Origin of the sequence: Alicyclobacillus herbarius DSM 13609 (assembly GCF_000430585.1) — a bacterium.
Classification (GTDB): Bacteria; Bacillota; Bacilli; order Alicyclobacillales; family Alicyclobacillaceae; genus Alicyclobacillus_G; species Alicyclobacillus_G herbarius.
On sequence record NZ_AUMH01000001.1, the window covers coordinates 249,883 to 275,745 of the forward strand.

The following is a 25,863-nucleotide window of genomic DNA, read 5'->3' on the forward strand; positions in this document are numbered from 1 at the left end:
GCCACTCCCGTTCAGGGAACAAGTCGATCGAGAAACATGAGGAGGGTTTTGGTGGATATCAACTGGGTCACTGCAGGACTTGCCATCATCTTTGTGTTGTCAGCATTTGCAGGACTCAACCGTGGCTTTGCGTATGAGAGTGCTCACGTGATTTCGTTGCTCGTGTCTCTCATTTCAGGCGGCGCGGCGTTGACGCTCGCTTGGTGGGGGAGCAATCGTCTTAACCTGTTGGCCTTACACACCCATCCCACGTCCCAGCCGGATTGGCTGGCGTCGTTGGTCACGTTTTGGCAACAGGCGCCAGGCGTCGCGCAACTGTTGGCCTTTGTCTTGATTTTTCTAATGGCCTCCAGCATGATTCGGAGCTGGTTTGACATCTTGCCACGGGCAGTCGTCCGCATGGTCCCGGGGCGCTTGAAATCGAGCCGGCTGCTCGGCGGTCTGCTTGGTTGTCTCGTCGGGGCCGGCCGCTGTCTGGCTGCCGGCGGCCTCATCTTTCTCGGTTTGCAGTACTTCAATGCACCGAAGGTGAACACCGAGGCAGAAGATTCGAGTGCCTATCAATGGCTGCGTACGACCGTCTACCAACCCTGGCTGAAACCATTCATGGCGCGGGAGATTCCCGTGCTCAGTCAAGGCGCATTCCAGCCCTTGGTGCAGAATATCAGCCTGGTCGCCGTCCCGAGTTCGACGAATCAGAGTCAAGGGGTGCTGGCCGTGCCGAAACCCATCGCCCAGTTGGCAAAGCAGATAACCAGCAAGGACCAGACGGATCGGGAGAAGGCGTACGCACTTTACGAATGGGAAATTCATCATATCCACTATGATTGGAAAAAGTATGACGACTATGTCTATCATCATCACTGGGATAATCAGACCCCGCTCACGACCTTGCGTACCCACAAGGGGGTCTGTGCCGATTATGCCCTGCTTTACGCCGATATGGCGCACGCGGTCGGCTTGACGGTCAAGATTGACGAAGGCATTGGCGGTACCGCCCAACAGCACGGGCCGCACGCCTGGAACGAGGTTTGGGATGCCCAGAATCATCGGTGGATTCCGCTCGATACCACGTGGGGATCTGAGCAGGACATGTGGTTTGATCCGCCGAACTTCTCCGCCACACACGTGCTCGAACATGCCATTGCGATTCGGGGGGTGCGGTGAGCCGTCCCGGTCGCTGGCGAATCGAAATCTGCCTATGCATTTTTACTGTCCTTTGCGGATTTTTCGTTCAGGGAACTGGGGTACCGATAAGGACCTGGGGCGTCTCTGCCCTGGTCCTCATGACGTGTGTGCTTGTCATCGTGTTGACGCTGTCCCCTCGGCCGCGCTGGGTTCGGCACCTTGCCGTGAGCGTGCTGGTGCTGGTATGCGCCGTGGTGTTCGGCGCCTGGCGGGAAGCGACGTGCCCAGCGTGGGTCTCAGAATGGCAGGGGCAAGCGGCAGAGATGAAGGGCACCCTATTGGAGGCGTCCAACGGGGGTAGCTGGATGATTGAGGTCACTCAGTTCCGGATGTTGGCACCGAACGCTGCCTGGCACCGTTGTCAGGTGTCCGTATGGTGGCCCGGCGCCACTTCCCGTCCAATCGCCACAGCCGGGGACACGCTGCTTTTGCGTGGCGTCCTCATCGCGCCATCCACCTCACTATTGCCCTGGCAGCCCCCTGAATACGGGTTTCGCGGCCGCCTCCTGTCGGTCACGCCACACGCGCCGACCCTGGAAGATACCTTGCATCAGAACATCGATGCGCACCTCAACGCGCTGGCCGGTTCGGACCTGGCTACGGATGTGGCCTTGTTCGACAGCCTTGTCTTCGGCAGCGGTCAGGTCACCCCTGACCTCCACGACGAGTTTCTGCGCGCCGGATTGCTCCACGTGTTGGCTGCCAGCGGCGCCAATGTGGTCTTGCTGTTAGGGGTTGTGAACGCCTGTCTGCGTCCCTTTCAGCGTCTGTACGCCGCAGGCCGGCTCCCGTTTCTGTTGCTGAAATTCCTTTTTCTCTGGGAGTTTACGCGTCTGTGCGGAGCCCAGCCTTCGATTGTTCGGGCCGCTCTCATGGCCGCCTATCATGAACTTGGGGGGTATCTCGGACGGACGCCCAGGGTGGTGGACGGCATGTTGGTCGCCGCGCTCGTCATGGCGCTCTGTCAGCCAACCACCCTGCTTGGCATCAGCGCGTGGCTCTCCTTCTTTGCGACCGGTGCCATCCAGTATGCACTCTGGCGTCGGCCCTATCGCCGGCCGAGAGAGATTGGGCGGCGCGGGCTGCGCGTGGTCTGGGGGATGCTTGACACCATCTGGGTGTCCGTGGTCATCGACGCCCTCCTGGCTCCTTTTATCGACCTGGTGTTCCACCAGATCACTCCGTATTCCATCGTGGCAAACCTTTTAACCGAACCCCTGCTGACAGTGCTCTTGCCTTTGGCTGCTGCGACCGACGCTATTTGCCTGGTGCCTCAGGTGGGCCCCATCCCCCTCCTGACCCGATGCATGTTCTCTTTGGCCGTATCGATTCTGCACGTATTCCTGCGCCTTACGGCGTGGATTTCCGCACGACCAGGTTCCTTATGGCAGTCGTCCTCGGTCGATCCGTCCCTCATTGCGGCTTGGTATGTGCTCTGGGTGTTCACCCCGGCGGCCTGGTTTTGGCTGCGTCAGGCGTGGAGACGAACGGATCGGCTACGGTCGTGAATGTGCAGAAGTGGTTCATGTCTGTCCCAAAACTGTGCTATACTCCTACTTTGGAACGGTCGTACATAGCGCGCCACGAAGTGGCACACTGGTATGGCATGCGCCGTCCTCGGCTGGCGCATGGTAACAAACGAACTGGTCAGAGACTACGGAGAGGGAGAGGACAATGGCAAAGACATTCGTTCTGGGCGCGGGTTACGCAGGGGCCATGACAGCGGTTCAGCTGGACAAGATTGCTGAACCGTTTACGCTCATCAACAAAACGCCGTATCACACGCTGGTAACCCTTTTGCACGAAGCGGCCGGCGGCCGGGGTACGCCGACGAACTACGCGGTCAATCTCACGGACCTGATTCACCGCGAGACATCCAACATTGTCGTGGATGAAGTGACGGCCATCGACCGCGAAAAAAAGGTGTTGAAAACTCGCTCCGGGCAGGAGCACGAGTACGAATGGCTGGTGATTGCCCTTGGATGGGTTTCCGAGTACTTCGGCATTCCAGGGCTGAAGGAACACAGCTTGGTCTTGAATGATTTGGATACCGCGATTCAAATCCGGCAGCATATCGAAGACCAGTTTGCTGCGTACAAGGACGATCCGAACCCGGAGCGGTTGCGGATTGTGGTCGGTGGAGCCGGCCTGACCGGGGTCGAACTGGCGGGCGAACTGCTCGACTGGCTGCCGTCCTTGTGCACCAAATACGGAATTGATCGGAACCTGGTCGAATTGCAGAACATTGAGGCGATGAGCACGATTCTCCCGATGATTTCCGAGTCTCTGCGCAATGAGGCGGCGCGGATGCTGACGGAAAAGGGAGCGATTCTGCGCACCAACACGAAGATTGTCAAAGTGACGGAAAACGAGGTGCACCTTGAGGGCGGCGAGAGCGTGAAAGCGCGGACCATCATCTGGACTGGCGGGGTCCGTGCTAACCCCCTGCTGACCGAGGCCGGTTTCACGGTGGATCGGCGTGGGCGTGCGAAGGTTAACGAGTTCCTGCAGTCGGTGGATGATTCACACATTTTCATCGGTGGAGACAGCGCGTGGGTCGAAGATGAAAACGGCCGTCCGCTGCCGCCGACCGCCCAGTATGCCACTCAGATGGGCTATGTGCTGGCAGCCAACGTCAGCTCGGCCATCCACCGTCAGCCTTTACGGCCTTTCCATCCCCACAACATGGGGACGCTCGCGTCCGTCGGTCCCGAGGTCGGCGTCGGTAACATGTTCGGCATTCCGGTCAAGGGTCTGGCGGCCGGATTGGCGAAAGAGGCCAGCAAGCTCAAGTACCTGTATCAGATTGGCGGTCTCCGATTGACGGCAGAAAAGACACCTGAAATTGCTCACTTTTAATTCCGGACTACCTCTCAACGATACCCAGTCAACGGGGCCATGCCGATGGCCAATGCCTATCTGTGGGCACGGCCTGAGCATGGCCCTTTTGCATTGATGGGGGCGGGACGCCATGATGGAATGGGGAAAAGCGGTCGCTGCACTGAATCGCGAGCCCGTCCGGCCGGTCTACGCGCTGGTTGGCACGGAACCGTTTCTAGTGCGCCGATTTCTGCGCAAGCTGGCGGATCGCATGGAACAGGACGGCCAGCGGCCGTATCTGGAGCGGCACCGCTTCGATGACGAGGGATGCATGGGGGCCATCGCCGCTTGCCAAACCCAATCCCTGTTTTCAGAAGCAAGCCTGGTGGTCCTCGAACAGGTTACAGCGCTCACCAGTGCCAAGGCCGCGGGCAAGGTGGATTTAGGGCCGCTGGAGGATTATTTGGATAACCCGGTCCCCCACCGGGTTCTGGTCATTACAGTGGAGGCCGACAAACTGGACGAGCGCAAGCGCGCCGTGAAGCTACTGAAAAAGCACGTGTTGGTTGACTGCCATCCGCCGAAAGACGCCGAGGCGGAACGCCTGATTTGCGAACTGGCGGGGGAGATGGGGGTCGTTGTAAAGGACGCAGCGATTGCCGAATTGTGGCGACGGTGCCACATGCTCACACTGTGTGAACAAGAATTGGCCAAGCTGCGGTCATTTTCCGAGAACGGTACCATTGACATCGATGCGGTGCGAGAACTGGTGGCGGAGCCGATTGAGGATAACGTATTTCAATGGGTCGAAGGGGTCCTGAGGAAAAAGGTTCGCGACAGCATCCGGGTCTTGCACGAGATGCGCATACGCGGCGCCGAACCGCTGTCGCTCTTGGCGCTGATGGCCCACCGCTTGCGCCTGCTCGGGTTTGTGCGGGTATTGCAGCAGCGCGGTATCCCAGAATCGGCCATGGCCTCACGGCTCAAGGTGCATCCGTATGCGCTGAAACAGGCGGCTCGCCTCGCACCTCGGGTCGCCCTGTCTGAGGTTGAACGATTGCTCGTCATCATCGCGGATGCGGAGTATGCCATTAAGTCGGGCAGGCAAGACCCGGACGTTGCCCTGGAATGGGTGGTGATGGCGTGTCTGGCGAGTAAGCCCCATGCCGTCTGGGCAAGGTAAGCCATAGGCGATAATCGTTTCACCAAGGGGATGAGGTCATGGCCAGACGGCGAAACCGCCTGCTCGTACCCGAGGCTCGGGAAGCGATGGACAGGCTGAAAGGCCAGGTGGTGGCAGATGGCGCCGACTCGCAGCGAAATCATGCGGTACGCACCACAGCGGCTGCCGGTGTCGGCGTGCCTGCGTCGGCAAACCCGCGGCCGCGACCGCAGGTAGAGGCCATCCGGGCTAAGGATGGTGGCATGCTGACGACGCGTGAAGCCGGTGAGTTGGGTGGCGAGATCGGCGGGAACATGGTAAAGCGCTTGATTCAAATCGCAGAAAAGGAGCTGGCGCAAAGGGACCAAAACCCGCGCTCTTAATTGCGGGCGAGCATGCGGGATTTTGGTCCTCAGCCATCAAAAAACCTGCAAGAAAAAACGACCCAACACATGGGCCGTTTTGCGTCCTCTTGGCAGGGGGTTGCCGTTCCCTATTGAGCAGCTTTCGCCTGCGCATATTCATTGAACCGCTTCGCCAAACGCGACTTCCTGCGGTCGGCGTTATTGCGGTGAATAATGCCTTTTGTTACGGCCTTATCCAGTGCACGCGTAGCCTCACGCAGGACCAGGCGAGCCTGTTCCACATCATCCTGCGTCAGTGCAACATCAAACTTCTTGAGTGTCGTGCGCAGTGCCGACTTCAGTGACTTATTGCGCAGCGTCCGGCGAGCGGTGATGTGTACACGTTTTTCGGCGGATTTGATGTTTGGCACCCATTTCACCTCCCCGGGCCAAAGGCTCAAATGACGGACAATAGTTTATCACACCGGTATTCCAACCTGCAAGAAGACGAGGTGAATCCATTGTCTCGGTACAGGCAGCTCCTGGCTCGACAGCGCGAACGGGCGATGCAGGACTGGGCCGTGAGAGTTCACCCCAAGAGCGATCATCCCTGGCCCAACTTGGACCTGGCGCTTGAAGCGCACGAACTCGCCCGCGGCCCAGAGCCGCAAATTCCAGGTGTGGATTTCTCCGAGGAACAGCCACACGAAGACATTCATGTATCGCGTGTACATGTCCGGACCAAACAGGGAGAAAAACGAATTGGCAAGCGCAAGGGGAGGTACATCACGCTGGAGGCGCCTGGATTGCGCCGGCGCGATCCGGATCTGCAGACGCGGGTGGTTGAGGTTCTCCGGGATGAGTTTCAGCGTTTATTCACCCTTAGTGACAAGGCCAGTGTGCTTGTGGTGGGTTTGGGAAATGCCAATGTTACGCCCGATGCGTTCGGCCCGCTGGTCGTCGAGCGCCTGTTTGTGACGCGTCACGTATTCCAACTGATGCCAGAACTCCTGGACGAAGGGTACCGCACCGTATCTGCCATCGCTCCCGGCGTATTGGGCGTGACCGGGATTGAGACCTTGGAGGTGGTGCGCGGGGTCGTGGAGCACGTGCAGCCCGACCTGGTGATTGCCTTAGATGCCTTGGCCTCCCGTTCACTCGCCCGGGTCAACGCCACGATTCAAATTGCCGATAGCGGGATTCATCCCGGCTCTGGCGTCGGCAACCATCGCAGGGAACTGACGACGGAGACCTTGGGGGTGCCCGTCTATGCGATTGGCGTTCCGACAGTCGTACAGGCTTCGACCATCGCGAGCGACTGCCTGGAACGGTTGTTGGATCGACTGCGTGTATCCGTGCCCAACAACGGCGCCAACCAGATCTTTGACCATTTTTCTGCACAAGAGAAGCGCCAGATGGTCGATGAAGTTCTCTCGCCACTGGGCGACAATTTAATGGTGACCCCTAAAGAAGTGGATGAGTTCATTGAGGATATCTCGCAATTGGTCGCCAAAGCGCTCAACCTTGCCCTGCACCCGGAGATGACCATGGAAGAGGCGGATGTGTTAACGCACTAACGTGATTGTCGCGTTCAATTTGCAAAACTTAAACATGGAGCGTCTAGGCCCGTTTAGCAACGGGCCTTTCCGGAAAACGTCTTTGAGCGTTCGTCTATGCGGGTCTCTTTCCAGACGACCTTTTAAGCGTCCGAGTATTGGTTGGCCAACTGGAGAACACGCGTTACATACCGCTGGGTTTCGGAATAAGGAGGGATGCCGTGATATTCTTCGACCGCTTTCGGCCCGGCGTTGTACGCAGCCAAGGCCAACGGCACGTTTCCGTCAAAACGCTGCAGCAATTGCGCCAGGTAGCGGGTCCCGGCCAGGACGTTTTCGCTGGGGTTGAATACGTCTTGAACCCCCAGAGCCTGCGCAGTACCTGGCATGAGTTGCATGAGACCGGCTGCTCCGGCGGCGCTCACGGCGTCGGCGCGGCCTCCCGATTCCTGCTCAATCACCGCGCGAATGAGAGCCGCCGGTACGCCGTAGCGGTTTGCGGCGTTCTCGATAATGGTGCCGAGCGGGGATCCTTCGGTGGCTTTCGCCCGAACCCCGGCTGTAGCGCTTGGAGGCGCGCTGGTGGTTGCGCTCGGGATTGTGCCTGTCGCGGTTTTGACCGTGCTATCGGCGGCCGTAGTCTCTACAGGCGTATCCGCTATTGCCGCAGAATGTGCCGTCGTCGGTTGTGTGGCCTCCTCGAGAATCTGTTCGAGCAGCCACATCCATATGGCCGTCGCGGGTTGCATGGCCTGAGCCACCGATACAGGCGACAGAGGGGCTGCTGCCGATGAGAAACTGTTTTGCACATCCAACGGATTCGATGGCGTCTCCAACATCGACTCAGTGAGAAGCTCGGAAAACGCCGTATCGTTCGGGAAGGGTGCAGGTGAAACACCCAGTCCCGACTGCTGGCGGGAATTGGACACCGGATTGAGACTGGTCATGATACACCTCCCTCTTCGTTCGCCATCACCCACAAGGAAGTGGCACGCTCACGGTAATGCTTTCCTCCGAAGCTATGTAAAGCTCCACATTCCTTCAAATTCGACAAAGTTCGCGCAAACCCTGCCCTGAGCCCCCTTCCGCACACTCTAGGTGCATACTCCCATGAGCTAGACGAAAGTGTGCTCGCCGCGTTATGAGAATCATAACTTCGCGAATGCCTGCGTATACATCTTTCCAGAATCGACGCCGGGCGGATGGGACAAGCCGAATGGGAGTGACCGGGATGCCTGGCGACGGAAAGAGGGATGAACCGTGAACGATGAGCTTGATACCCTGCGGTACACGATGAAACGTTTATTAGCCGCCATCGTGTTCGTATGCGTTCTCGTGGGCGCAGGCGCCGGGGTGTTTGCCGCACTTGCCGCAGGCATGAGCGCCTTGTCCGACTTTTCCGGGCTACGGGCCGTCCCGGCGGCCACAGTACCCTCCGCAGCGTCAACCCCATCCTCCTCTGCGGCCGGCATCTCCGCCTTGCCAAGCGGCCAATCGCCAAGCGAATCGGGGAGCGGATCGGCAAGCGGATTCGCGAGCGGATCGTCCCAACAGGCGGTCCATCCTGGCCTGTCGCAGGTGGGGGGCCCAGATGCCACAGCGGGATCGACCCAAACAACCGCATCCTCTGGCACCGACAGCGTGCACGGACGGTTTTACAGCCCGGTCGGAGAGGCTATCGACCAGGGCGGGGTGGTGCTTGGGGACAAGGTGCAACAAGGGTTTGGCCATCTGTTGGCCAAGGTCTTGCACGTTTTGTTCTTAGAACAGCCCGCAGGCGTCTCGGAACCCGCAGCGAGCCCAGCGGGACAGCGTTCAGCCGTGAACGGGGGCATGGGAGATGGGAACCCGAATGGCTAATCCATCTCCCTCTGTACCTCCTCATATTCAGCCAGAGCCTGAGGATGGCCGCAGCGTCTGGCTGAAGCGGGCCATCGCCGTAGAAGTCATGAGCCTGTTGTGGATTGCGGCGGAAGCCGTGGTCAGCCTGGTCGCCGCGCGGCAGACCGGCACCGTGGCGCTGTCCGCGTTCGGCATTGACAGCGCGATTGAATGGATTTCGGGGGCCTGCCTACTGCTGCGCCTGCTCTGGGAAAGAAGGCACCCTGAAAATGGGGTGCTCGGCGTCGAGCGGGCGGCATCGCTGGTGGTCGGGCTGTGCCTCTTTGCCTTGGTGGTGTGGATTGGCCTGCGGGCCGGCCAAATGGTCGCGCTGCGTACCTTTCAGGTGCCGCGCCTCCTTGGGCTCGCAGTGGCCGCCGCCTCGAGCGTGATTACGCCGTGGTTAGCGGTGCAAAAGCGGCTCCTGGGGTACAAACTCGACAGTCCAGCCCTCTTGGGTGATGCCGCCTGCACCATGACCTGTGCGCTGATGGCCTGGATGCTTTTGTTCGGTCTCTTGGTCGAGCAGGTCTGGGGCTTCTGGTGGGTCGATCCGTTCGCCGCCCTGTTACTTTGTGTCCTAATTCTCCACGAGGCTTGGGAGTCGGTCGCCGCGTTTCGCGGCGGTCGCCACGACCACGGGCAAGGGCACGGTGTGGTATAATCTCCTTCGTACTTGAGCGGGGAATCGATGGGGATACCCGGTCGTTTCCCACGGATGTGGAGATGGAGGAGGGTGCACACTTCGTGCCCGAGAGCCAATCGCAAGTTCAACAACGGATTCGAAACTTTTCCATCATCGCCCACATCGACCACGGCAAGTCGACGCTGGCGGATCGGATCCTTGAGTTGACCCATACCGTCAGCGAGCGGGAGATGCAGGATCAGCTCTTAGACCAAATGGATCTTGAACGGGAGCGGGGAATCACGATTAAGCTGCAGCCCGTTCGACTCACATATACAGCCCGCGACGGCCAGGAGTACATCCTAAATTTGATTGATACGCCAGGACACGTCGATTTTACCTACGAGGTGTCCAGGAGCCTGGCTGCGTGCGAAGGGGCGCTGTTGGTCGTCGACGCCGCGCAGGGCATTGAAGCGCAGACGTTGGCGAACGTCTACCTGGCGCTCGATAACGACTTGGAGATTCTACCGGTCATCAACAAGATTGACCTTCCCAGCGCTGACCCGGAGCGGGTGAAGCAGGAAATTGAAGACATTATTGGGCTCGACGCCAGCGACGCAGTCCTGACCTCGGCCAAGACAGGGGTCGGCGTGGACGAGGTACTGGAACAAATCGTCGCTAAGGTGCCACCGCCCCAGGGGGACCCGGACGCTCCGCTGCAGGCGTTGATTTTCGATTCCCATTACGATCCGTACCGCGGCGTGATTGTCTACGTGCGCGTGGTGAATGGGCTGCTCAGACCGGGCATGCGCGTGCGCATGATGGCCACCGGCGCAGAGGTGGAACTGACGGAGGTCGGCGTGTTTCGCCCCGCCCTCACAGAGACGGATATGCTGGGGCCTGGCGAGGTCGGCTACCTGGCTGGGGCCATCAAGGATGTCCGTTTGACCCGGGTCGGCGATACCGTGACCGCAGCCGAGCGGCCGGCCACGCAACCTTTGCCTGGGTATCGAAAGATTAATCCGATGGTATTCTGCGGACTGTATCCGGTCGACAGCAACGATTTTCAAGACCTACGCGAAGCGTTGGAAAAACTGAGCCTGAATGACGCCGCTCTGACGTTTGAGCCTGAGACCTCCGGCGCCCTGGGCTTTGGTTTTCGCTGTGGTTTTCTCGGGCTGCTGCACATGGAAGTGGTTCAGGAGCGGTTGGAGCGAGAGTACAACCTGACCTTGATTACTACAGCCCCGAGTGTCGTCTACCACGTGCACCTGACGGACGGAAGCCGCAAGGAGATTGACAATCCCAGCGAAATGCCGCCGGCGGATCGCATCGAGCATGTCGAGGAGCCGTACGTGAAGGCGTCGGTGATTGTACCGAACGATTTTGTCGGCCCAGTGATGGAACTCTGTCAGGAAAAACGTGGTGAGTTTCAGGACATGCAGTACCTGGACGCGACCCGGGTGACGTTGGTTTACGAGTTGCCGCTTGCGGAGATTGTCTATGATTTTTTTGACCGCCTGAAATCCTCCACGCGGGGCTATGCGTCGTTCGATTACGAGTTGATTGGTTATAAGCCGTCGCAGCTGGTGAAAATGGACGTCTTACTCAATGGGGAGGTGGTCGATGCGCTGTCGTTCATCGTCCACCGCGACAAGGCGTACGCGCGCGGGCGTGCGTTGTGCGAAAAACTGAAGGAACTGATTCCAAGGCAGATGTTTGAAGTTCCGGTGCAGGCGGCGATTGGCAACCGCGTGATTGCCCGCGAAACCATCCGCGCTATGCGGAAAAACGTTTTGGCGAAGTGTTACGGCGGCGACATCACCCGAAAGCGCAAGCTGTTGGAGAAACAGAAGGAAGGCAAAAAGCGCATGAAACAGGTTGGCCGTGTGGAGGTTCCGCAGGAAGCCTTTATGGCGGTTCTGAAGATGGAGTGATGGAGGGTGTTAACGCGTCGTCCGGTGGTCGGACCGCACCGTCAGCCGCCGGTAGCGTCACTGTACATTCATATTCCGTTCTGTGGGAGCCGCTGTTTTTATTGTGACTTTACAACGTACGTCGCGCCGCCGGCGGTACGTGAAGCGTACGTGGATGCGCTGGCGGTGGAACTGGGGCTCTTGGCAGAGCATGTCCCTGCTCCGCTGAAAACCATCTTTTTTGGCGGCGGGACCCCCACACTCTTGACCACTGCCCAGTGGGATCGGCTCCTGAACGACTTGCGGCGCCGGCTACCGGTGGCGGAGGATGCAGAAATCACGGTGGAGGCGAACCCAGGAACGGTGGACTTGGAGAAGCTGCGGCTGCTCCATAGCCATGGTGTCAACCGCATCAGCTTTGGTGCGCAGACGCTCAATGACCGGCTGCTGTTGGCGATTGGGCGGCTGCATGATGCGAACGCTGTGCTTGAGAGCATCGATTTGGCGCAGCGGAGTGGGTTTCGCCGCATCAATGTCGATTTGATGTTCGGTTTACCAGATCAATCCATAAAAGACGTGGAAGAGGCGCTTACGACCCTGACCGCCTTGGGGATTGAACACCTCTCTGCCTATTGGCTCAAGGTCGAATCCGGGACCCCGTTTGCGGATTGGTTGGATAAGGGACTGTTAAATCTGCCTGGAGAGGACCAGGAAGCCGAGATGTACGACTTCGTACGGGCGTTTTTGACCGAGCGCGGCTACGTTCACTATGAAGTCAGCAATTTTGCCAAGCCAGGTGCCTGGGCCCAGCACGTCTATTGGCGCAATCATCCCTATCTGGCTGCCGGCGTGGGGGCGCACGGATACGTGGACGGGGTGCGCTATGAAAACGTCAAATCGCTCGCCGACTATGGGCGCGCCCTTGGCGATGGTAGGCGGCCCGTGAAGGAGACGATGGTCGTATCGGCCGAAGAGGCGGCCGAAGACACCATGATGTTGGGGCTGCGATTGGCCGAAGGGGTTGCCGACGCACGCTTCCAGCGCGAGCATGGGTGTACCATTATGGACGCGTTTGGTCCTATCGTAGAGCGGTTGCTGGATTGGCAGATGGTGCGTTGGCGCGATGGGGCGCTGCAGTTGACGGAATCGGCTTGGCCGGTCGCCAACGTGGTCTTTGAGCCGTTTGTCGGTGCGTTGACCGGCGGGAATTGACAATCCTCGCGGCAGTTTGCTATTGTCAAGATACAGTTTAGCACTCGAGAGAGATGAGTGCTAAAACGAGTGAACGTCGGGTCGCAGTGAATCCTCGGGAGGAGGCGATAGCGGTGCTGACTGACAGGCAGAAACTCATCCTGGGCGCCGTTGTCGAAGATTATGTGTTCTCTGCCGAACCCGTGGGCTCGCGAACACTGTCCAAGCACGAGCGTATTCGGTACAGCGCGGCGACCATCCGCAACGAGATGGCCGATTTAGAGGAAATGGGGTATTTGGCCCAGCCTCATACCTCGGCTGGGCGAGTTCCTTCCCAACGCGGGTATCGGTTTTACGTGGACCATCTCATGATGCAGACAGAAATTGATGCGCAGACCGTACAGCGTTTGCGCGAGGTGTTTCAACAACGGATTGACGAAGTGGAACGGATGATTCAGCAGACGGCGATTGTCGTCTCGCAGCTGACTTCCTACACCTCGATTGTCTCGGGGCCACGAGTTCATTCGGAGCGGATTCGCCATGTGCAGATTTTGCCGCTGGCCGCGGGGCGCGCAGTGGCCATTATTGTGACCACCGCAGGTACGGTTTACGACCGGCCGATTCAAATCCCAGAGGATATGTCGGCGGCCGAGTTGGAACGATTGGTGAACCTGCTCAACAGCAAGCTGGCGGGTGGATCGCTCGCCTACATGAAGTCAACCCTGTATCGCGAAATCGCCAATGAAATGGCTGGCGTCCTTGAGCACTACGAAGGGGCGCTCGGGGTGCTTGACGAACTACTCAAGGTTTCCGAGCAGAAAAAGGATCCAGTGTTCGTCGGTGGGGCGACCAACGTGCTTGCGCAGCCGGAGTTTCATGATGTGGATAAGGCGCGGCCGCTGTTGGCGCTGTTGGAGCAAGCAGATGCGGTCTACAGTCTGTTGCCTACGGAGAGTGTGGGCATTCAGGTGCGCATCGGCGCCGAGAACGCCGAGCCAACCTTGCAGGACTGCACGGTCATTGCCGCCACATATTCCGTCAACGGACAACCCGTGGGGCGGATTGGCGTGCTCGGCCCAACGCGGATGAACTACGCGCGCGTCATGCAAATTCTCGATTACACCGCCGGTGCGCTGACCCGGACACTACAGGAACGACTGGGTTGAGGCCTAAGGTTTGCCAAGGGGGATCAACATGCCAACCAACGAAGACCAGATGGAGCAGGAACAAGCTACACGTTCGGCCGAGTCCGAACAAGAATCGGCTGCGGTCGATGGGGAGATTGCGGACGCGAAGTTCGATACCAAGGCCCCAGATGAAGTTGATGCGGCTGAGGTCGAAGGAGAGGGCACGCAAGCAGAAGGAGAGTCGCCCGTCCAGCAAGAGCTGGCGGAGCTGCGCGAAAAGGTGCAGGAACTGCAGAATCAGTTGCTGCGTTCGCGAGCGGATTTTGAGAACTATCGCCGACGCACGCGCCAAGAGATGGAAGACCTGCGCAGCTTCGCGACGCGTCAGTTGTTGGCTGACCTGCTCCCGGTCGTGGACAATTTTGATCGGGCCCTGGGCGCCATGGAAGGCCATGCCGAGGTGCGCGAAGGGGTCGAGATGGTTCAACGGCAGCTCCTTTCGCTGCTTGAGAAGTATGGTGTCGAACCGATGGAGACGCTCGGACACACGTTTGATCCGAAGCTGCACGAGGCTGTACTGCAAGAGCCAGCGGGCGACCGCGAACCAGGCATCGTAGCGGAAGAGCTGCAAAAAGGGTATCTCTTGCATGGACGCGTGCTGCGCCCCGCGATGGTCAAGGTAACCGTATAAACGGAAGCCTGATGTCACAACGTTGGACAGCATGCGGGGCTTTGCCTGATCGGCCTCGCGAGTGGGGCTGTGATCCCAGCGGCGATGCTGATGAGAGGCGTTGAGCATAAGTTGTGGAGGATAGAGGAGGACGCACGACATGGCAAAAGTCATTGGAATTGACCTGGGAACCACGAACTCCTGTGTAGCGGTCATGGAAGGCGGCGAAACGGTTGTTATTCCAAACGCCGAGGGCAACCGGACGACGCCGTCGGTGGTCGCTTTTACGAAGGATGGGGAACGCCTGGTCGGTGATGTGGCGAAGCGTCAGGCTATCACCAACCCCGACCGGACCATCATCTCCATCAAGCGGCATATGGGCAGTGACTATAAGGTTCAGATTGACGATAAACAGTACACACCACAGCAGATTTCTGCCATGATTCTGCAGAAACTCAAGGCGGACGCTGAGGCGTATCTCGGTGAACCGGTCACGCAGGCGGTCATCACAGTGCCGGCCTATTTCAGTGACAGTCAGCGCCAGGCGACCAAGGATGCGGGAAAAATCGCTGGGCTGGAAGTCCTGCGCATCGTCAATGAGCCGACGGCAGCCGCGCTGGCGTACGGCCTTGACAAAGAAGACGACCAAACCATCCTGGTGTATGACTTGGGTGGAGGTACGTTCGACGTCTCCATCCTGGAACTGGGGGATGGCGTGTTTGAGGTGAAGGCCACCAGCGGGAACAACCACCTGGGCGGCGATGACTTTGACCAACGCATCATGGATTACTTGGCCGACACCTTCAAACGGGATACCGGCATTGACTTACGTCAAGACCGGATGGCCATGCAGCGCTTAAAGGACGCGGCGGAAAAAGCGAAGAAGGAGCTTTCTTCGACCCTGACGACGACCATTTCGCTGCCGTTTATTTCGGCCGACGCCAGTGGTCCGAAACACCTTGAGGTGAACTTGACGCGGGCGAAGTTCGAGGAGCTGACGGCCGATTTGGTCGAAAAGACCCTGGGACCGACTCGCCAGGCGTTGTCCGATGCTGGCTTGACTCCGGCGCAGATTGACAAGGTGGTGCTGGTCGGCGGCTCCACGCGGATTCCGGCGGTGCAAGAGGCGATTAAGCGCCTGATTGGCAAAGAGCCTTCCAAAGGCGTGAACCCGGACGAAGTCGTGGCCATTGGTGCTGCGATTCAAGCAGCCGTGTTGACGGGCGAAGTGAAAGACGTGGTGCTGCTGGATGTCACGCCGCTGTCCTTGGGTATTGAGACCTTAGGTGGTGTGTTCACCAAGCTGATTGACCGCAACACCACAATTCCGACGTCGAAGAGCCAGATCTTCTCGACGGCGGCAGACAACCAGACTTCGGTGGAAATCCACGTCCTGCAGGGCGAGCGCGAGATGGCCCGCGACAATAAGACGCTGGGGCGGTTTACGCTGAGCGACATTCCGCCGGCTCCGCGCGGCGTGCCGCAGATTGAGGTCACGTTCGACATTGACGCCAACGGCATTGTCAACGTATCGGCAAAAGACCTGGGCACCGGTAAGAGTCAGCGGATTACCATCACCTCGTCCAGCGGCTTGAGCAAGGAAGAGATTGACCGGATGGTCAAAGAGGCGGAACTGCACGCCGAGGAAGACAAGAAGCGGCGCGAGCAGGTGGAAATCCGCAACCAGGCGGATCAGCTGTTGTACCAGACGGACAAGAGCCTGAAAGACCTCGGCGATAAAGTCGACGCTGACTTGAAAAAGGAAGCCGAAGAGAAGCAGCAAAAGCTGCGTGACGCGCTCGGTGGCACGGATGCGGACGCCATTCGGACGGCTTCAGACGAATTGACGCAGGTTCTGCATAAGTTGTCAACGAAGCTGTACGAACAAGCGGCCCAGAACGCTTCCGGCGCGACGGGAACGGCCGGCGCATCAGCCACCGGCCAGGGACAGTCGGATAACGTGGTCGACGCCGATTACAAAGTGGTCGACGAAGACAAGTAATGTGACACAGGCAACTGAGGTTGTGAAGGGTAGTTTAAAGCCGTGTCTGGCAAGTGGTTCTGACCCCTTGCCAGACACATAAGTAATTTTCTGCACGGCATTTTGAATGCGTGTCTAAACACCGAGAGGGTATGGAAAGGGCATGGCACCCATTAGCGGGCCGTTTGCCCTTTTCGACTGTCGGGAGAGACTGGGAAAGCGGAGGATAAGGCGTGAGCAAGCGGGATTATTACGAGGTGCTGGGGGTTGACCGCAACGCCTCAGCCGACGAAATCAAAAAAGCATACCGTCGACTCGCTCGCAAGTATCACCCAGACGTCAACAAGGATGACCCAAACGCCGCGGACAAGTTCAAAGAGATCTCCGAAGCCTACGAGGTTCTTTCCGATCCGCAAAAACGTGCCCGCTATGACCAATTTGGCCACGAAGACCCGACCCAGGGAATGGGCGGTGGCGGGTTCGGTGGAGCCGGCTTCGGCGATTTTGGTGGGTTCGGCGACATCTTCGACATGTTTTTCGGCGGCGGTCGCAGCCGTGGGCCGCACCGCGGAGAGGATTTGGAGTACGAGCTGCAGATTGACTTTGAAGAGGCGGCCTTCGGCGTGGAGGAAGAGATCTCCGTGCCACGAACCGAGACGTGTCCGACCTGCCACGGAACGGGCGCCAAGCCGGGCACGAAAGTGGATAAGTGTCCGGTTTGCCACGGTACCGGCGAGCAGCAGAGTGTAGTCGATACCCCATTTGGCCGGATGGTCAACCGCCGGGTCTGTACCGCCTGTCGCGGACGTGGTGTGAAGATTGACCACCCGTGTTCCGACTGTCAGGGGCAGGGGCGCAAACGGGTTCGCCGCAAGGTGAAAGTCAAGGTGCCGGCGGGCGTAGATACGGGCAATCGCCTGCGCATCGCGGGGGCCGGCGAGAGCAGTCCAGATGGCGGACCACCGGGCGATTTGTACATTGTGATTCACGTCCGGCCGCATAAGGTCTTCGAACGCGACGGCAACAACGTGTATGTGGACGTACCCTTAACGTTCGTACAGGCAGCGTTGGGGGACGAGATTGAAGTGCCGACCCTGGACGGACCTGTGAAACTGCGCATTCCAGAGGGCACGCAGACCGGAACCTCCTTCCGCCTGCGCGGCCGTGGCATTGTCCGCATCAACACGAATCACCGCGGAGACCAACACGTCCGGGTGCACGTCATCACACCGACGAATCTGACCGAGCGACAACGAGAACTGTTGCGTGAACTCGGCAAGGAATTGGGGCAAACGCCGCAGGAGCAGTCGCGCACCTTGATTGAACGCATGAAGAGCGCCCTGTTTGACAATTGAAGTAGGGCATGACGGATTGAACGAGGAAGGATGGGAACCTTGCGTTGGTGGCAGTTGACGGTTCGTGTACCCAGTGAATCCGCCGAGGCGCTGGCAGCGCTCCTGCAGGAGTGGCCAGAGGTCGGAGGGGTGGCCATGGAAGGCGATGTGTCTACCGCACCCCTGCACCCGGAATGGGGGGAGTGGTTTGACGACTCGTTGTTGACCGGCGCCGAGTACGTGTATATTCAGGTGTACCTCCCGGAAATGACGCCGGAGGCCGAGATCCGGGAGCGGATTGAGGATGCGCTCACGGCCGTAGAGCGAAGCGGTCTCGCGGTGACCGACGCGCTTGCGAGTGTCAAGCTGCGGTTGGTCGATGAGAGTGAGTGGGACAGCGTTTGGAAACAGGACTTTGAGCCTATCTCCATTGGACGCCGGCTGCGGATTGTGCCACGTTGGCGGGCGGATGTCGACAATGCCTCGGATGAGCGCATTGCCCTGCGCCTGGAACCGGGAATGGCGTTTGGCACCGGCATGCATGAAACCACCCAGTTGTGCCTGGAAGCGCTGGAAGATTGGGTGCAACCGGGCAGGCGGGTGCTCGACATCGGTTGTGGCACCGCTATCCTGGCCATCGCAGCGGCCAAGTTGGGTGCCACCGATGTGACCGCCATTGATATCGATCCGGTCGCCGTCGATGTTGCCCGGGAAAATGTCCAAGACAATGAAGTCAGTGACCGGGTGCGGGTGCGGCAAGGGGACCTGCTCACTGCCGTGTCCGAGACCGGATTTGACCTGGCGGTGGCTAACATCCTGCGTGACATCGTGATTGCGCTCGCTCCCCAGGCGGCAGCCAAGCTCCGGCCAGGTGGCGTACTCATCAGTTCCGGTTACGTGGACACGCAGGCTCCACCTATTGAGGCGGCGTTGGCAGAGGCTGGCTTCCGCGTTGCGCAGCGGCGTCGGCGTGGGGATTGGCTGGCCTTGGTGGCGGTGAAGGAAGGATGATGCCGCGGGTTTTCGTCGACCAGGAGCCGCAAATTGGCCAGCGGTTGACGGTCGATGGGGAAGACGGACATCACTTTGCGCGCGTGCTGCGGGCCCGCGTGGGCGAGCCGGTCGCCGTCGCAGGCAGCGGCAGGGCGTGCCTGGGGCGGATCGTCGAGATTGACCGTGACGCGGGGGCGATGGTCGTGCTCCCAGAAGAGGAGTTGCCGGGCCACGAGCCGGCACTAAAGCTGTATCTGATTCAGGGCTTGGCCAAGGGTGATAAAATAGAGTCCATCGTGCAGAAGGGCACCGAGTTGGGGATGGCCGGCTTTGTTCTCCTCCAGACGAATCGTTCGGTGGCGCGCGTGGAGCCTCGTCGGGCCGAGGCCAAGCTGGCGCGCTGGCGGCGGGTGGCTCGCGAAGCCGCAGCGCAGGCGCAAAGGGATGTCATACCCAAGGTGGAGCTGGTCTACTCCATTTCGGAGGCGGCGACGTGGCTGCAATCACTCGGTGTCGAGCGGGTGTTTTTGCTGGATGAGGAAGAGGATTCCTATGGCTTGCGGACTGCGGTGCAGACCGGTTTGATGGCGGGCGGACCGCTCCGGGCCGCTGTCGCGGTCGGACCGGAAGGGGGCTGGAGCGACGTCGAGCGCAAGGCCTGGGCGGAGATTGCAAGGGCGGCTTCGGTGACCTTGGGGCCGCGCATTCTGCGCACGGAAACCGCCGGCATTGCAGCTGCTGCCGCCATCCTGTACGAATTCCACGAGTTAGGAGGATAAATTGCGCCATGCCTACGGTGGCGTTTCATACACTGGGTTGTAAGGTGAACTTTTATGATACAGAAGGTATCTGGCAGCGGTTCAAAGCGGCTGGTTATGAACAGGTACCGTTTGAAGAAGAGGCGGATGTGTACGTGATCAACACGTGCACGGTGACCAACACCGGGGACCGCAAATCTCGCCAGATGATCCGCCGCGCTGTGCGCACCAATCCGGAGGCAACGGTCGTCGTCACGGGGTGTTACGCGCAGGTCGCTGCCGACGAGGTGGCGGCTATTGAGGGTGTGGATTTGGTCGTGGGCAACGACCGCAAATCCAAGATTGTGGAACTGGTGAACGAGATTCGTCAGGAACAAAACCCGTTCCCGTCCGTGCGCAAGTCGGTCGGCAACATCCTGAAAACACGCACCTTTGACGAGCTGGATGTCCCGTATTTTGAAGAACGAACGCGCGCTAACCTAAAGATTCAGGACGGCTGCAACAACTTCTGTACGTTTTGTTTGATTCCCTGGGCGCGCGGCCTCATCCGCAGCCGACAGCCGGAAAAGGTGGTCGCCCAGGCCCGCAAGTTGGCCAAGGCCGGTTACCGCGAGATTATCCTGACGGGAATTCACACGGGCGGCTATGGAGCTGACTTGAATGGATATCGACTGGCGCATCTGCTCCAGGACCTGGAGGCGATCGACGAACTTTACCGCATTCGCATCAGTTCCATTGAGGCCAGCGAGATCGACGATTTTCTGATTGAGGTACTGGCCCGGTCGAAAAAGGTCTGCCGTCACCTGCACATTCCCCTGCAGGCCGGGCATAACCAGGTGCTCAAGCGCATGAACCGGCACTATACGGTCGAGGCCTACGCGGAAAAACTGCGCCGCTTGCGCGAAGCGCTGCCCGGCGTGGCAGTGACCAGCGACGTGATTGTCGGTTTTCCCGGGGAGACGGATGCGTATTTCGCGGAGGGGGAGGCATTCATCCGTGCACAACAGTTTGCGCAGCTGCACGTCTTTCCCTACTCACCGCGCAAGGGCACGCCAGCGGCAAAATTCCCGGACCAGGTCCCGGAGGAGGTTAAGGAGGAGCGCTCGCAGCGCCTGCTCAAGTTGTCCCGCGAGTTGACGTTTGCCTATGCGGAAAGCCAGCGTGGCAAGTTGCTTGAGGTGATTCCCGAAGAACCGTACACGGATGTCCCACGTTCGGGTGTCGATCCGGAAGACAAGGCCGGTTTCTGGTTGATTGGACGAACCGACAACTACCTGAAAGTCGCGTTTCCGGTGCCGCCCGAATGGCGGCCAGAAGACCTGACGGGCGAGGTTTGTCAGGTGCGCCTAACGCGGTGTACGGATGACGTACAGTTTGCGGAACTCATCGGGCGCGTCACCGAGAGCGCGGACGGTTGGCCGGAGGTAGGTGCCTGGGCGCGGGCGATGGAAGCCTAAAGGGGGAGATGGCATGGCAAACGAGGCGGTGGAACGCGCAGCGGGCGGCCTGGTGGTACGCGAAGGACGGCGCGGGCGCGAAGTCCTGATGATTGACGATGCGTACGGACACGTGGCGTTTCCCAAGGGACACCTGGAACCTGGAGAGCGCTGGGAGGACGCCGCGGTCCGCGAGATTGCCGAAGAGACCGGCATCGCGGCGCGCATCCTGGGGCCCCTAGGTCGCGTGGAGTATCGGATTGAACGGGAAGGTCGTCCAATTCGCAAACAGGTGCGCCTGTTTCTGCTGAGCCCGGTGGATTCGTCTGCCGAGCCAGTGCACCAGGCCGAAGAGGTACAGGGAGCACGCTACCTGCCCTGGGACGAGGCCGTGAAGGCGCACAGCGAGCGCGGCTATGCGAACTGGTCGTGGGTGTTGGATAAAGCCGACGTATTCTATACCTGGTATCGGGACAACTGGGAATCCTGGCGGCAGACACCGGCAGACTTAAGCCTTGAGCGTCTCTCTGAGTTGTGGGACCAAGGCGCCGCGCATGTGGCGCGTGTTTTGGCGGTTACCCGAAAGGAACTCGAGGCGACCACGGATTGGGGGGCGTCACTGCCTGAGCCCCTGCCTTTGCGATTGCCTTTGCCGATTGATCGTCCAGCAGATCAGGTGCGAGGGGCGCTCGAGCACACACTGTTGCGCCCGGAGGCCAGTCAGGTGGATGTCGAGCGGGTCCTCGCGGAGGCCGTACGGCTTCGGTGTGCCGCCGTCTGCATTCATCCTCAGCATGTCTCGTTGGCGGCGCAGCGGGTGGCCGGGAGTCCAACGAAGGTCTGTACCGTGGTCGGGTTTCCCTTTGGAGCGGAGAACCCTGACGTCCTGGCGGACGAGGTGCACCGTGCGGCTGCGGCGGGGGCGGACGAAGTCGATATGGTCATTCCGATTGGCTCGATGTGTGAAGACGACGTGTGGACGGTATATCGCCACGTCCAGTCCGTGGTCGAGGCCGCCCGCAGTCATCCGGGGGTGCGGGTCAAGGCCATCTTGGAGACGCACTACCTCGCTCTGGACCAGGTCGTCAAGGCCGGGTATGCGGCGCTTATGGCCGGATCGGACTTTTTGAAGACCTCGACCGGGTTTGCTCCAACGGGGGCTCGCTGGGTCGACGTGGCCGTCATGGCGCAGATGGCCGGGCTCGCGGCGAACGGCGATCGAGGGGTCAAGGCGGCCGGGGGCATTCGTACGCACGCCCAGGCGTTGACCTTCCTTCGCATGGGGGCCAGTCGCATCGGCGCCAGTTCAGGTCCGGCCCTGATTGGGGACTAGCCGCTCGACGAAGTGGGCGAACGATCCGATGGCGGGCCAGACCGCGAGGGTGCAGAGAATGTTGAAGATGGAGTGGGCGTTGGCGATTTGCTCCTTCGGGTGCGGGCTAAGCCAGGTCATCCACTCGCTGTACGGGGCGAGAAATGGGAGAAACACCAGGACGCCGGCGACGTTGAGGAGCACGTGCGCGACGGCCACTTGAACGGCGGCGCGCGGCTGCCCGATGGCGGCGATGACGGACGTCAGACAGGTTCCGACGTTGGCACCGAGCACCATGGCAATGCCGCCCACCAGTGGAATCGCCCCGTTGTCCACCAGGGCCATGGTGACGACGGTGGTCGCGGTGCTGGACTGCACAAGGGCGCTGGCTGTGCAACCGACCAAAATGGCCCACAGTGGATTGTGGCCGGCCGCGGCGAGGGTGCGGGTAAACCAACTGGTGGTCGTCAGTGGGTGGAGAGCCGTTGTCAAGGTCTGCAAGGAAATGAATACGCAGGCAAAGCCGATAAGGGCCTTCCCGGGCGCGTACAAGCGGGGGCGGCGCAGGCTGACCAAGACGAGGCCGATACCCAGGCACGGAATCGCGATACCCCAAAGGTCCATCGTCAACAGGAGGGGCGTTATGGTCGAGCCGATGTTCGCCCCGAGAACAATGCCTAGAGCGTCGCGAAAACCGAGGCTCGAGGCGGCCACCAGACCGACGGTGATGGCAGTTATAGCGGCGCTGCTTTGCACCAAGGCGGTGACCACGGTGCCGGTGACGATGCCGCGCGTCGGGGTCTTAACGAACTTATTCAGGATGACAGGGAGTCGTCCCTTTGCCATGGCTTCCAGACCGCTGCGCATGGTCCGCAAGCCGCCGAGAAATACGATGAGTGAAACGATGGCGGCCAATACCGCAATCCACATGGACAACACCCCCTGTCTACTTGTATGGACGTATAGGCTGATTCATGACTCGGTTTCGCAACTGCGCGGTTTGACACTGGTTTTTTCGCTGTACTATAATTAGCCCTGATTCTTGATTTGAAAGTGTCGGAGGGAGGGATAGGGATGTCGGAAATCAAACTCCGCAAAAACGAGTCCATCGACAGTGCACTCCGGCGCTTTAAGAAGGCGACTGCCAGAGACGGTGTGCTCGCCGAGATCCGCAAGCGGAAACACTATGAGAAGCCCAGCGTGGCCCGCAAGAAGAAGTCCGAAGCGGCGCGCAAAAAGCGGCGCTCGTATTAATTCAGGATTGGTAGGATAGGGAGGCTCCATCATGAGCTTGGCAGAGCGGTTGTCGGATGACCTCAAGCAGGCGATGAAAAACCGCGATAAACTCCGCACGTCTGTGATTCGCATGGTGCGGTCGGCTTTGAAAAACCGAGAGATTGAAACGGGCGCTCCGTTGACCGAGGACGATGTCCTCGCCGTCCTTCAGAAGGAGGTCAAGCAGCGCAAAGACTCCTTGGAATCCTTTAAAGCGGCCGGACGCACGGATTTGGCGGAGCAGGCGGAGGCGGAAATCGCCGTCTTAGGTGAATACCTGCCCAAGCCGCTCGACGAGGCCGAGTTGAAGGCGTTGGCGGTCGAGGTGATTCGCGAGGTCGGGGCTGCCAGCAAGGCCGATATGGGGAAGGTGATGGGCCAACTCATGCCGCAGATTCGCGGTCGCGCGGATGGCAAGACGGCGCAGCGCATCGTGCAGGAATTGCTCAGCTAGCCGACGGCACCGTCGACGGTGAGAAACGGAAACGCGGGAATGACGGAGAGAAGATCCCTCCCTTTTTGAACATAGTTTGAGCATCGGACATTTGAAGAGGATACGACTCGCCAGTGGGCGGGTCTTTTTTTATGCCCGGGAGCGTGCGATGCATAGGGAGGTGAGCATAGCTTGACCTGGTCTTTCATACGGATTAGAGAGGGCGGATAGGCTGCTTTGGCTCGCGTCCGTCCCAGGAATGAGGGGGATGTGCATGCGAAACTTGCGCAAGGCGTGGAAGCAAAAGGCCTCACAATGGTTGTCGCTGCCCCCTGACATGGTAACGGGTGTTGCGCGGGTTCTCATTTTGGCGGACCAGCAAGTGGTGATGGAGAACATAGTGGGCCTGGAGCGGGTGGGGGAAACGGAGATTGTGGTCGATATTGGACATGCACACATCCGGTTAACGGGGACCGGGTTTGAGGTGACCTTTGCTGCCTCAGGGGAAATTCACATCCAGGGACGGGTTGACCATATTGAGTTTGTTCGCGGTCAGGAGAGTTGGCGATGAACTGGACACGCGTACAAGAGTGGTGGTTTGGGTCGTTACATATGGAGTTACGCGGAATTGATGTGCCGGACGTGATCGTGGAACTGCAGCGTAAGGGCGTTGAACTGCGACACGTTCGTCTCGGTCAGGAGTCGGCCACCTTGTTGGCGGGGGTTCGCGACTTTGGGGCGGTATACCAGGTTTGCCGCAGACATCGGGTGAAGATCCGCTTCCTCGAGCGGGCCGGGATGCCGTTTACGGTGCGCCGCATCAAGCGGCGGAAAACGTTTGTGGCGGGCATGCTGTTATTCGTGTTCTTGGTGTATACGCAAAGCCAGGTCATCTGGCGCGTGACGATTGACGGGGTCCCGGAGGATACCGCATTAGCGGTTCGGCAGGCTGCAGCCGAGTCTGGACTGTACGTGGGCGCTTGGCGAGGGCGCCTGGCGGATATGGATCGAATCCAGGCGGATATCCAAAAGCGTCTGCCAAATCTCACCTGGGTTGGGGTAAATGTGCAAGGGACGATTGCGCATATCGAAGCGGTGGAGAAAATCCCTGGCGTATTGGAAGAGCGAGATGAGCCGCATAACGTCGTCGCTGCCAAACCGGCCACCATCCGTCGCGTGTTCGCCAGCCGCGGCAAGGCCGTGGTCAAGCCCGGGCAGGTGGTTCAGGCTGGTCAGCTCTTAATCTCTGGACTGCTGGCGGATGGGAAGGAAGTTCCGGCCGAGGGGCAGGTTTGGGCCGAGGTTTGGTACACCTCACAGGTTTCCCTGCCGATGCAGGTGACGCAATCCGGATTGACCGGTAAGTCGGTACAGCGCGAATACTTACGGCTTGGTCCCTTGGCTGTCCGGGTGTGGGGATGGCAGGAGCCGCGTTACCAGGCTTCTGTGGAGCGTACGGATGAAACACAGTGGCACATTGGCAAGTGGCTTCTCCCGGTGCAACTACAGACGGTGACCGTCTACGAAGCCCACCCGCAGGCGGTGGAAAGTTCCGTGGCGGAGGCGGAAAAACGGGCCCTCACCTTGGCTAAGGCAGACGTGCGTCGACAAATGGGAGGCGATGGGGTCGTTCTTGAGCAAAAGGTTTTACAGCGGAAAGTGTCGCATGGTAAGCTATACGAAAAAGTCTTTACTCGGGTCGAGGAGGACATCGCCACCGAAGCGCCGATTCCCCCTGCACCTGAGAAACATAAGGTGGCGCCAAATACGGGTTCTGCCTGACCGCTTTTACCCGTATCAGTGTGTGTTCTGACCCTTTCCGGATTACCTCTAGGGTACAGCCGGTGTCTTGACGAAGGAG

Annotated in this window: 25 protein-coding genes; 22 read left to right on the forward strand and 3 right to left on the reverse strand. The window is 59.6% G+C overall.

What is annotated here, in order from left to right; all coding sequences use genetic code 11:
• Positions 1–51: 51 nt before the first annotated feature.
• From H522_RS0101230 to H522_RS0101250, 5 genes are all read left to right on the forward strand, one after another.
• Entirely contained in the window at positions 52–1,167 is a 1,116-nt protein-coding gene (locus H522_RS0101230; RefSeq protein ID WP_051343596.1) for a transglutaminase domain-containing protein, read from the forward strand.
• On the forward strand, positions 1,164–2,696 hold the full coding sequence (locus H522_RS0101235; RefSeq protein ID WP_026960910.1) for a ComEC/Rec2 family competence protein: 1,533 nt from the start codon (positions 1,164–1,166) through the stop codon (positions 2,694–2,696). Before H522_RS0101230 ends, H522_RS0101235 begins: the two co-directional genes overlap by 4 nt.
• Positions 2,697–2,862: 166 nt before the next feature.
• Entirely contained in the window at positions 2,863–4,047 is a 1,185-nt protein-coding gene (locus tag H522_RS16825; RefSeq protein ID WP_035451977.1) for an NAD(P)/FAD-dependent oxidoreductase, read from the forward strand.
• Positions 4,048–4,159: 112 nt separating this feature from the next.
• Positions 4,160–5,191, forward strand: a complete 1,032-nt coding sequence (gene holA / locus H522_RS0101245) for a DNA polymerase III subunit delta (RefSeq protein WP_026960911.1) — start codon at positions 4,160–4,162, stop codon at positions 5,189–5,191.
• Between the two features lie 38 nt (positions 5,192–5,229).
• Complete coding sequence (locus H522_RS0101250) at positions 5,230–5,553, forward strand: alpha/beta-type small acid-soluble spore protein (protein WP_026960912.1); 324 nt, start codon at positions 5,230–5,232, stop codon at positions 5,551–5,553.
• A gap of 110 nt (positions 5,554–5,663) precedes the next feature.
• On the opposite strand, the gene rpsT is transcribed toward H522_RS0101250, so the two are convergent.
• Positions 5,664–5,945: a 30S ribosomal protein S20 gene (gene rpsT / locus H522_RS0101255; RefSeq protein ID WP_026960913.1), complete on the reverse strand. Its 282-nt coding sequence runs from the start codon at positions 5,943–5,945 to the stop codon at positions 5,664–5,666.
• Between the two features lie 90 nt (positions 5,946–6,035).
• Here rpsT and gpr point away from each other — a divergent pair, with 90 nt between their 5' ends.
• Positions 6,036–7,091, forward strand: a complete 1,056-nt coding sequence (gpr, locus tag H522_RS16830) for a GPR endopeptidase (protein ID WP_245577961.1) — start codon at positions 6,036–6,038, stop codon at positions 7,089–7,091.
• A 122-nt stretch (positions 7,092–7,213) separates the two neighbouring features.
• On the opposite strand, the gene H522_RS20215 is transcribed toward gpr, so the two are convergent.
• A complete protein-coding gene (locus H522_RS20215) occupies positions 7,214–8,017 on the reverse strand; it encodes a lytic transglycosylase domain-containing protein (RefSeq protein WP_051343598.1) in 804 nt (267 codons plus the stop codon).
• Positions 8,018–8,330: 313 nt separating this feature from the next.
• Here H522_RS20215 and H522_RS0101270 point away from each other — a divergent pair, with 313 nt between their 5' ends.
• The 12 genes from H522_RS0101270 (at position 8,331) to deoC (ending at position 22,315) form a co-directional block, all read left to right on the forward strand.
• Entirely contained in the window at positions 8,331–8,930 is a 600-nt protein-coding gene (locus tag H522_RS0101270) for a hypothetical protein (protein ID WP_026960915.1), read from the forward strand.
• Positions 8,923–9,615 carry a cation efflux transmembrane domain-containing protein gene (locus tag H522_RS16840; RefSeq protein ID WP_051343600.1) on the forward strand — a complete coding sequence of 231 codons (693 nt, stop codon included), beginning with the start codon at positions 8,923–8,925 and terminating at the stop codon, positions 9,613–9,615. Before H522_RS0101270 ends, H522_RS16840 begins: the two co-directional genes overlap by 8 nt.
• An 83-nt stretch (positions 9,616–9,698) precedes the next feature.
• Complete coding sequence (gene lepA, locus H522_RS0101280; protein ID WP_026960916.1) at positions 9,699–11,513, forward strand: translation elongation factor 4; 1,815 nt, start codon at positions 9,699–9,701, stop codon at positions 11,511–11,513.
• Positions 11,514–11,519: 6 nt separating this feature from the next.
• Positions 11,520–12,704 (forward strand): radical SAM family heme chaperone HemW, encoded by a 1,185-nt coding sequence (gene hemW / locus H522_RS0101285; RefSeq protein ID WP_245577962.1) that lies wholly within the window; start codon positions 11,520–11,522, stop codon positions 12,702–12,704.
• 113 nt (positions 12,705–12,817) lie between these two features.
• A complete protein-coding gene (gene hrcA, locus H522_RS0101290) occupies positions 12,818–13,849 on the forward strand; it encodes a heat-inducible transcriptional repressor HrcA (RefSeq protein ID WP_026960918.1) in 1,032 nt (343 codons plus the stop codon).
• Positions 13,850–13,877: 28 nt separating this feature from the next.
• On the forward strand, positions 13,878–14,501 hold the full coding sequence (grpE, locus tag H522_RS0101295; protein ID WP_026960919.1) for a nucleotide exchange factor GrpE: 624 nt from the start codon (positions 13,878–13,880) through the stop codon (positions 14,499–14,501).
• Positions 14,502–14,640: 139 nt separating this feature from the next.
• Positions 14,641–16,482: a molecular chaperone DnaK gene (gene dnaK / locus H522_RS0101300; protein WP_026960920.1), complete on the forward strand. Its 1,842-nt coding sequence runs from the start codon at positions 14,641–14,643 to the stop codon at positions 16,480–16,482.
• A gap of 212 nt (positions 16,483–16,694) precedes the next feature.
• Positions 16,695–17,816: a molecular chaperone DnaJ gene (gene dnaJ / locus H522_RS0101305; protein ID WP_026960921.1), complete on the forward strand. Its 1,122-nt coding sequence runs from the start codon at positions 16,695–16,697 to the stop codon at positions 17,814–17,816.
• Between the two features lie 39 nt (positions 17,817–17,855).
• Positions 17,856–18,806: a 50S ribosomal protein L11 methyltransferase gene (gene prmA, locus H522_RS0101310; RefSeq protein ID WP_026960922.1), complete on the forward strand. Its 951-nt coding sequence runs from the start codon at positions 17,856–17,858 to the stop codon at positions 18,804–18,806.
• Positions 18,806–19,567 (forward strand): RsmE family RNA methyltransferase, encoded by a 762-nt coding sequence (locus H522_RS0101315; protein ID WP_051343603.1) that lies wholly within the window; start codon positions 18,806–18,808, stop codon positions 19,565–19,567. The genes prmA and H522_RS0101315 overlap by 1 nt, the downstream gene beginning before the upstream one ends.
• 8 nt (positions 19,568–19,575) lie before the next feature.
• Entirely contained in the window at positions 19,576–21,003 is a 1,428-nt protein-coding gene (gene mtaB, locus H522_RS16845; protein ID WP_051343605.1) for a tRNA (N(6)-L-threonylcarbamoyladenosine(37)-C(2))-methylthiotransferase MtaB, read from the forward strand.
• A 13-nt stretch (positions 21,004–21,016) separates the two neighbouring features.
• The gene (deoC, locus tag H522_RS20220; RefSeq protein ID WP_051343608.1) at positions 21,017–22,315 is read left to right on the forward strand and encodes a deoxyribose-phosphate aldolase; all 1,299 of its coding nucleotides are present in this window, start codon (positions 21,017–21,019) and stop codon (positions 22,313–22,315) included.
• Here deoC and H522_RS0101330 read toward each other — a convergent pair.
• A complete protein-coding gene (locus H522_RS0101330; protein WP_026960925.1) occupies positions 22,289–23,224 on the reverse strand; it encodes a Na/Pi cotransporter family protein in 936 nt (311 codons plus the stop codon). The two genes, deoC and H522_RS0101330, sit on opposite strands and share 27 nt — an antisense overlap.
• A gap of 144 nt (positions 23,225–23,368) precedes the next feature.
• On the opposite strand from H522_RS0101330, the gene rpsU reads away from it, so the two are divergent.
• From rpsU to yqfD, 4 genes are all read left to right on the forward strand, one after another.
• Positions 23,369–23,548, forward strand: a complete 180-nt coding sequence (rpsU, locus tag H522_RS0101335) for a 30S ribosomal protein S21 (RefSeq protein ID WP_026960926.1) — start codon at positions 23,369–23,371, stop codon at positions 23,546–23,548.
• 31 nt (positions 23,549–23,579) lie between these two features.
• Positions 23,580–24,023 carry a GatB/YqeY domain-containing protein gene (locus H522_RS0101340; RefSeq protein ID WP_026960927.1) on the forward strand — a complete coding sequence of 148 codons (444 nt, stop codon included), beginning with the start codon at positions 23,580–23,582 and terminating at the stop codon, positions 24,021–24,023.
• Between the two features lie 253 nt (positions 24,024–24,276).
• The gene (locus tag H522_RS0101345; protein WP_026960928.1) at positions 24,277–24,573 is read left to right on the forward strand and encodes a YabP/YqfC family sporulation protein; all 297 of its coding nucleotides are present in this window, start codon (positions 24,277–24,279) and stop codon (positions 24,571–24,573) included.
• Entirely contained in the window at positions 24,570–25,784 is a 1,215-nt protein-coding gene (gene yqfD, locus H522_RS16855) for a sporulation protein YqfD (RefSeq protein ID WP_051343610.1), read from the forward strand. The genes H522_RS0101345 and yqfD overlap by 4 nt, the downstream gene beginning before the upstream one ends.
• Positions 25,785–25,863 lie beyond the last annotated feature (79 nt).

Coding starts and splice junctions, on each gene's coding strand:
- yqfD (WP_051343610.1), top strand. CDS start 24,570: ATGAACTGGACACGCGTACAAGAGTGGTGGTTTGGGTCGTTACATATG.
- H522_RS0101315 (WP_051343603.1), top strand. CDS start 18,806: ATGCCGCGGGTTTTCGTCGACCAGGAGCCGCAAATTGGCCAGCGGTTG.
- mtaB (WP_051343605.1), top strand. CDS start 19,576: ATGCCTACGGTGGCGTTTCATACACTGGGTTGTAAGGTGAACTTTTAT.
- H522_RS0101340 (WP_026960927.1), top strand. CDS start 23,580: ATGAGCTTGGCAGAGCGGTTGTCGGATGACCTCAAGCAGGCGATGAAA.
- H522_RS16825 (WP_035451977.1), top strand. CDS start 2,863: ATGGCAAAGACATTCGTTCTGGGCGCGGGTTACGCAGGGGCCATGACA.
- H522_RS20215 (WP_051343598.1), bottom strand. CDS start 8,017: ATGACCAGTCTCAATCCGGTGTCCAATTCCCGCCAGCAGTCGGGACTG.
- deoC (WP_051343608.1), top strand. CDS start 21,017: ATGGCAAACGAGGCGGTGGAACGCGCAGCGGGCGGCCTGGTGGTACGC.
- H522_RS16840 (WP_051343600.1), top strand. CDS start 8,923: ATGGCTAATCCATCTCCCTCTGTACCTCCTCATATTCAGCCAGAGCCT.
- H522_RS0101330 (WP_026960925.1), bottom strand. CDS start 23,224: ATGTGGATTGCGGTATTGGCCGCCATCGTTTCACTCATCGTATTTCTC.
- grpE (WP_026960919.1), top strand. CDS start 13,878: ATGCCAACCAACGAAGACCAGATGGAGCAGGAACAAGCTACACGTTCG.
- rpsU (WP_026960926.1), top strand. CDS start 23,369: ATGTCGGAAATCAAACTCCGCAAAAACGAGTCCATCGACAGTGCACTC.
- dnaK (WP_026960920.1), top strand. CDS start 14,641: ATGGCAAAAGTCATTGGAATTGACCTGGGAACCACGAACTCCTGTGTA.
- H522_RS0101345 (WP_026960928.1), top strand. CDS start 24,277: ATGCGAAACTTGCGCAAGGCGTGGAAGCAAAAGGCCTCACAATGGTTG.
- holA (WP_026960911.1), top strand. CDS start 4,160: ATGATGGAATGGGGAAAAGCGGTCGCTGCACTGAATCGCGAGCCCGTC.
- H522_RS0101250 (WP_026960912.1), top strand. CDS start 5,230: ATGGCCAGACGGCGAAACCGCCTGCTCGTACCCGAGGCTCGGGAAGCG.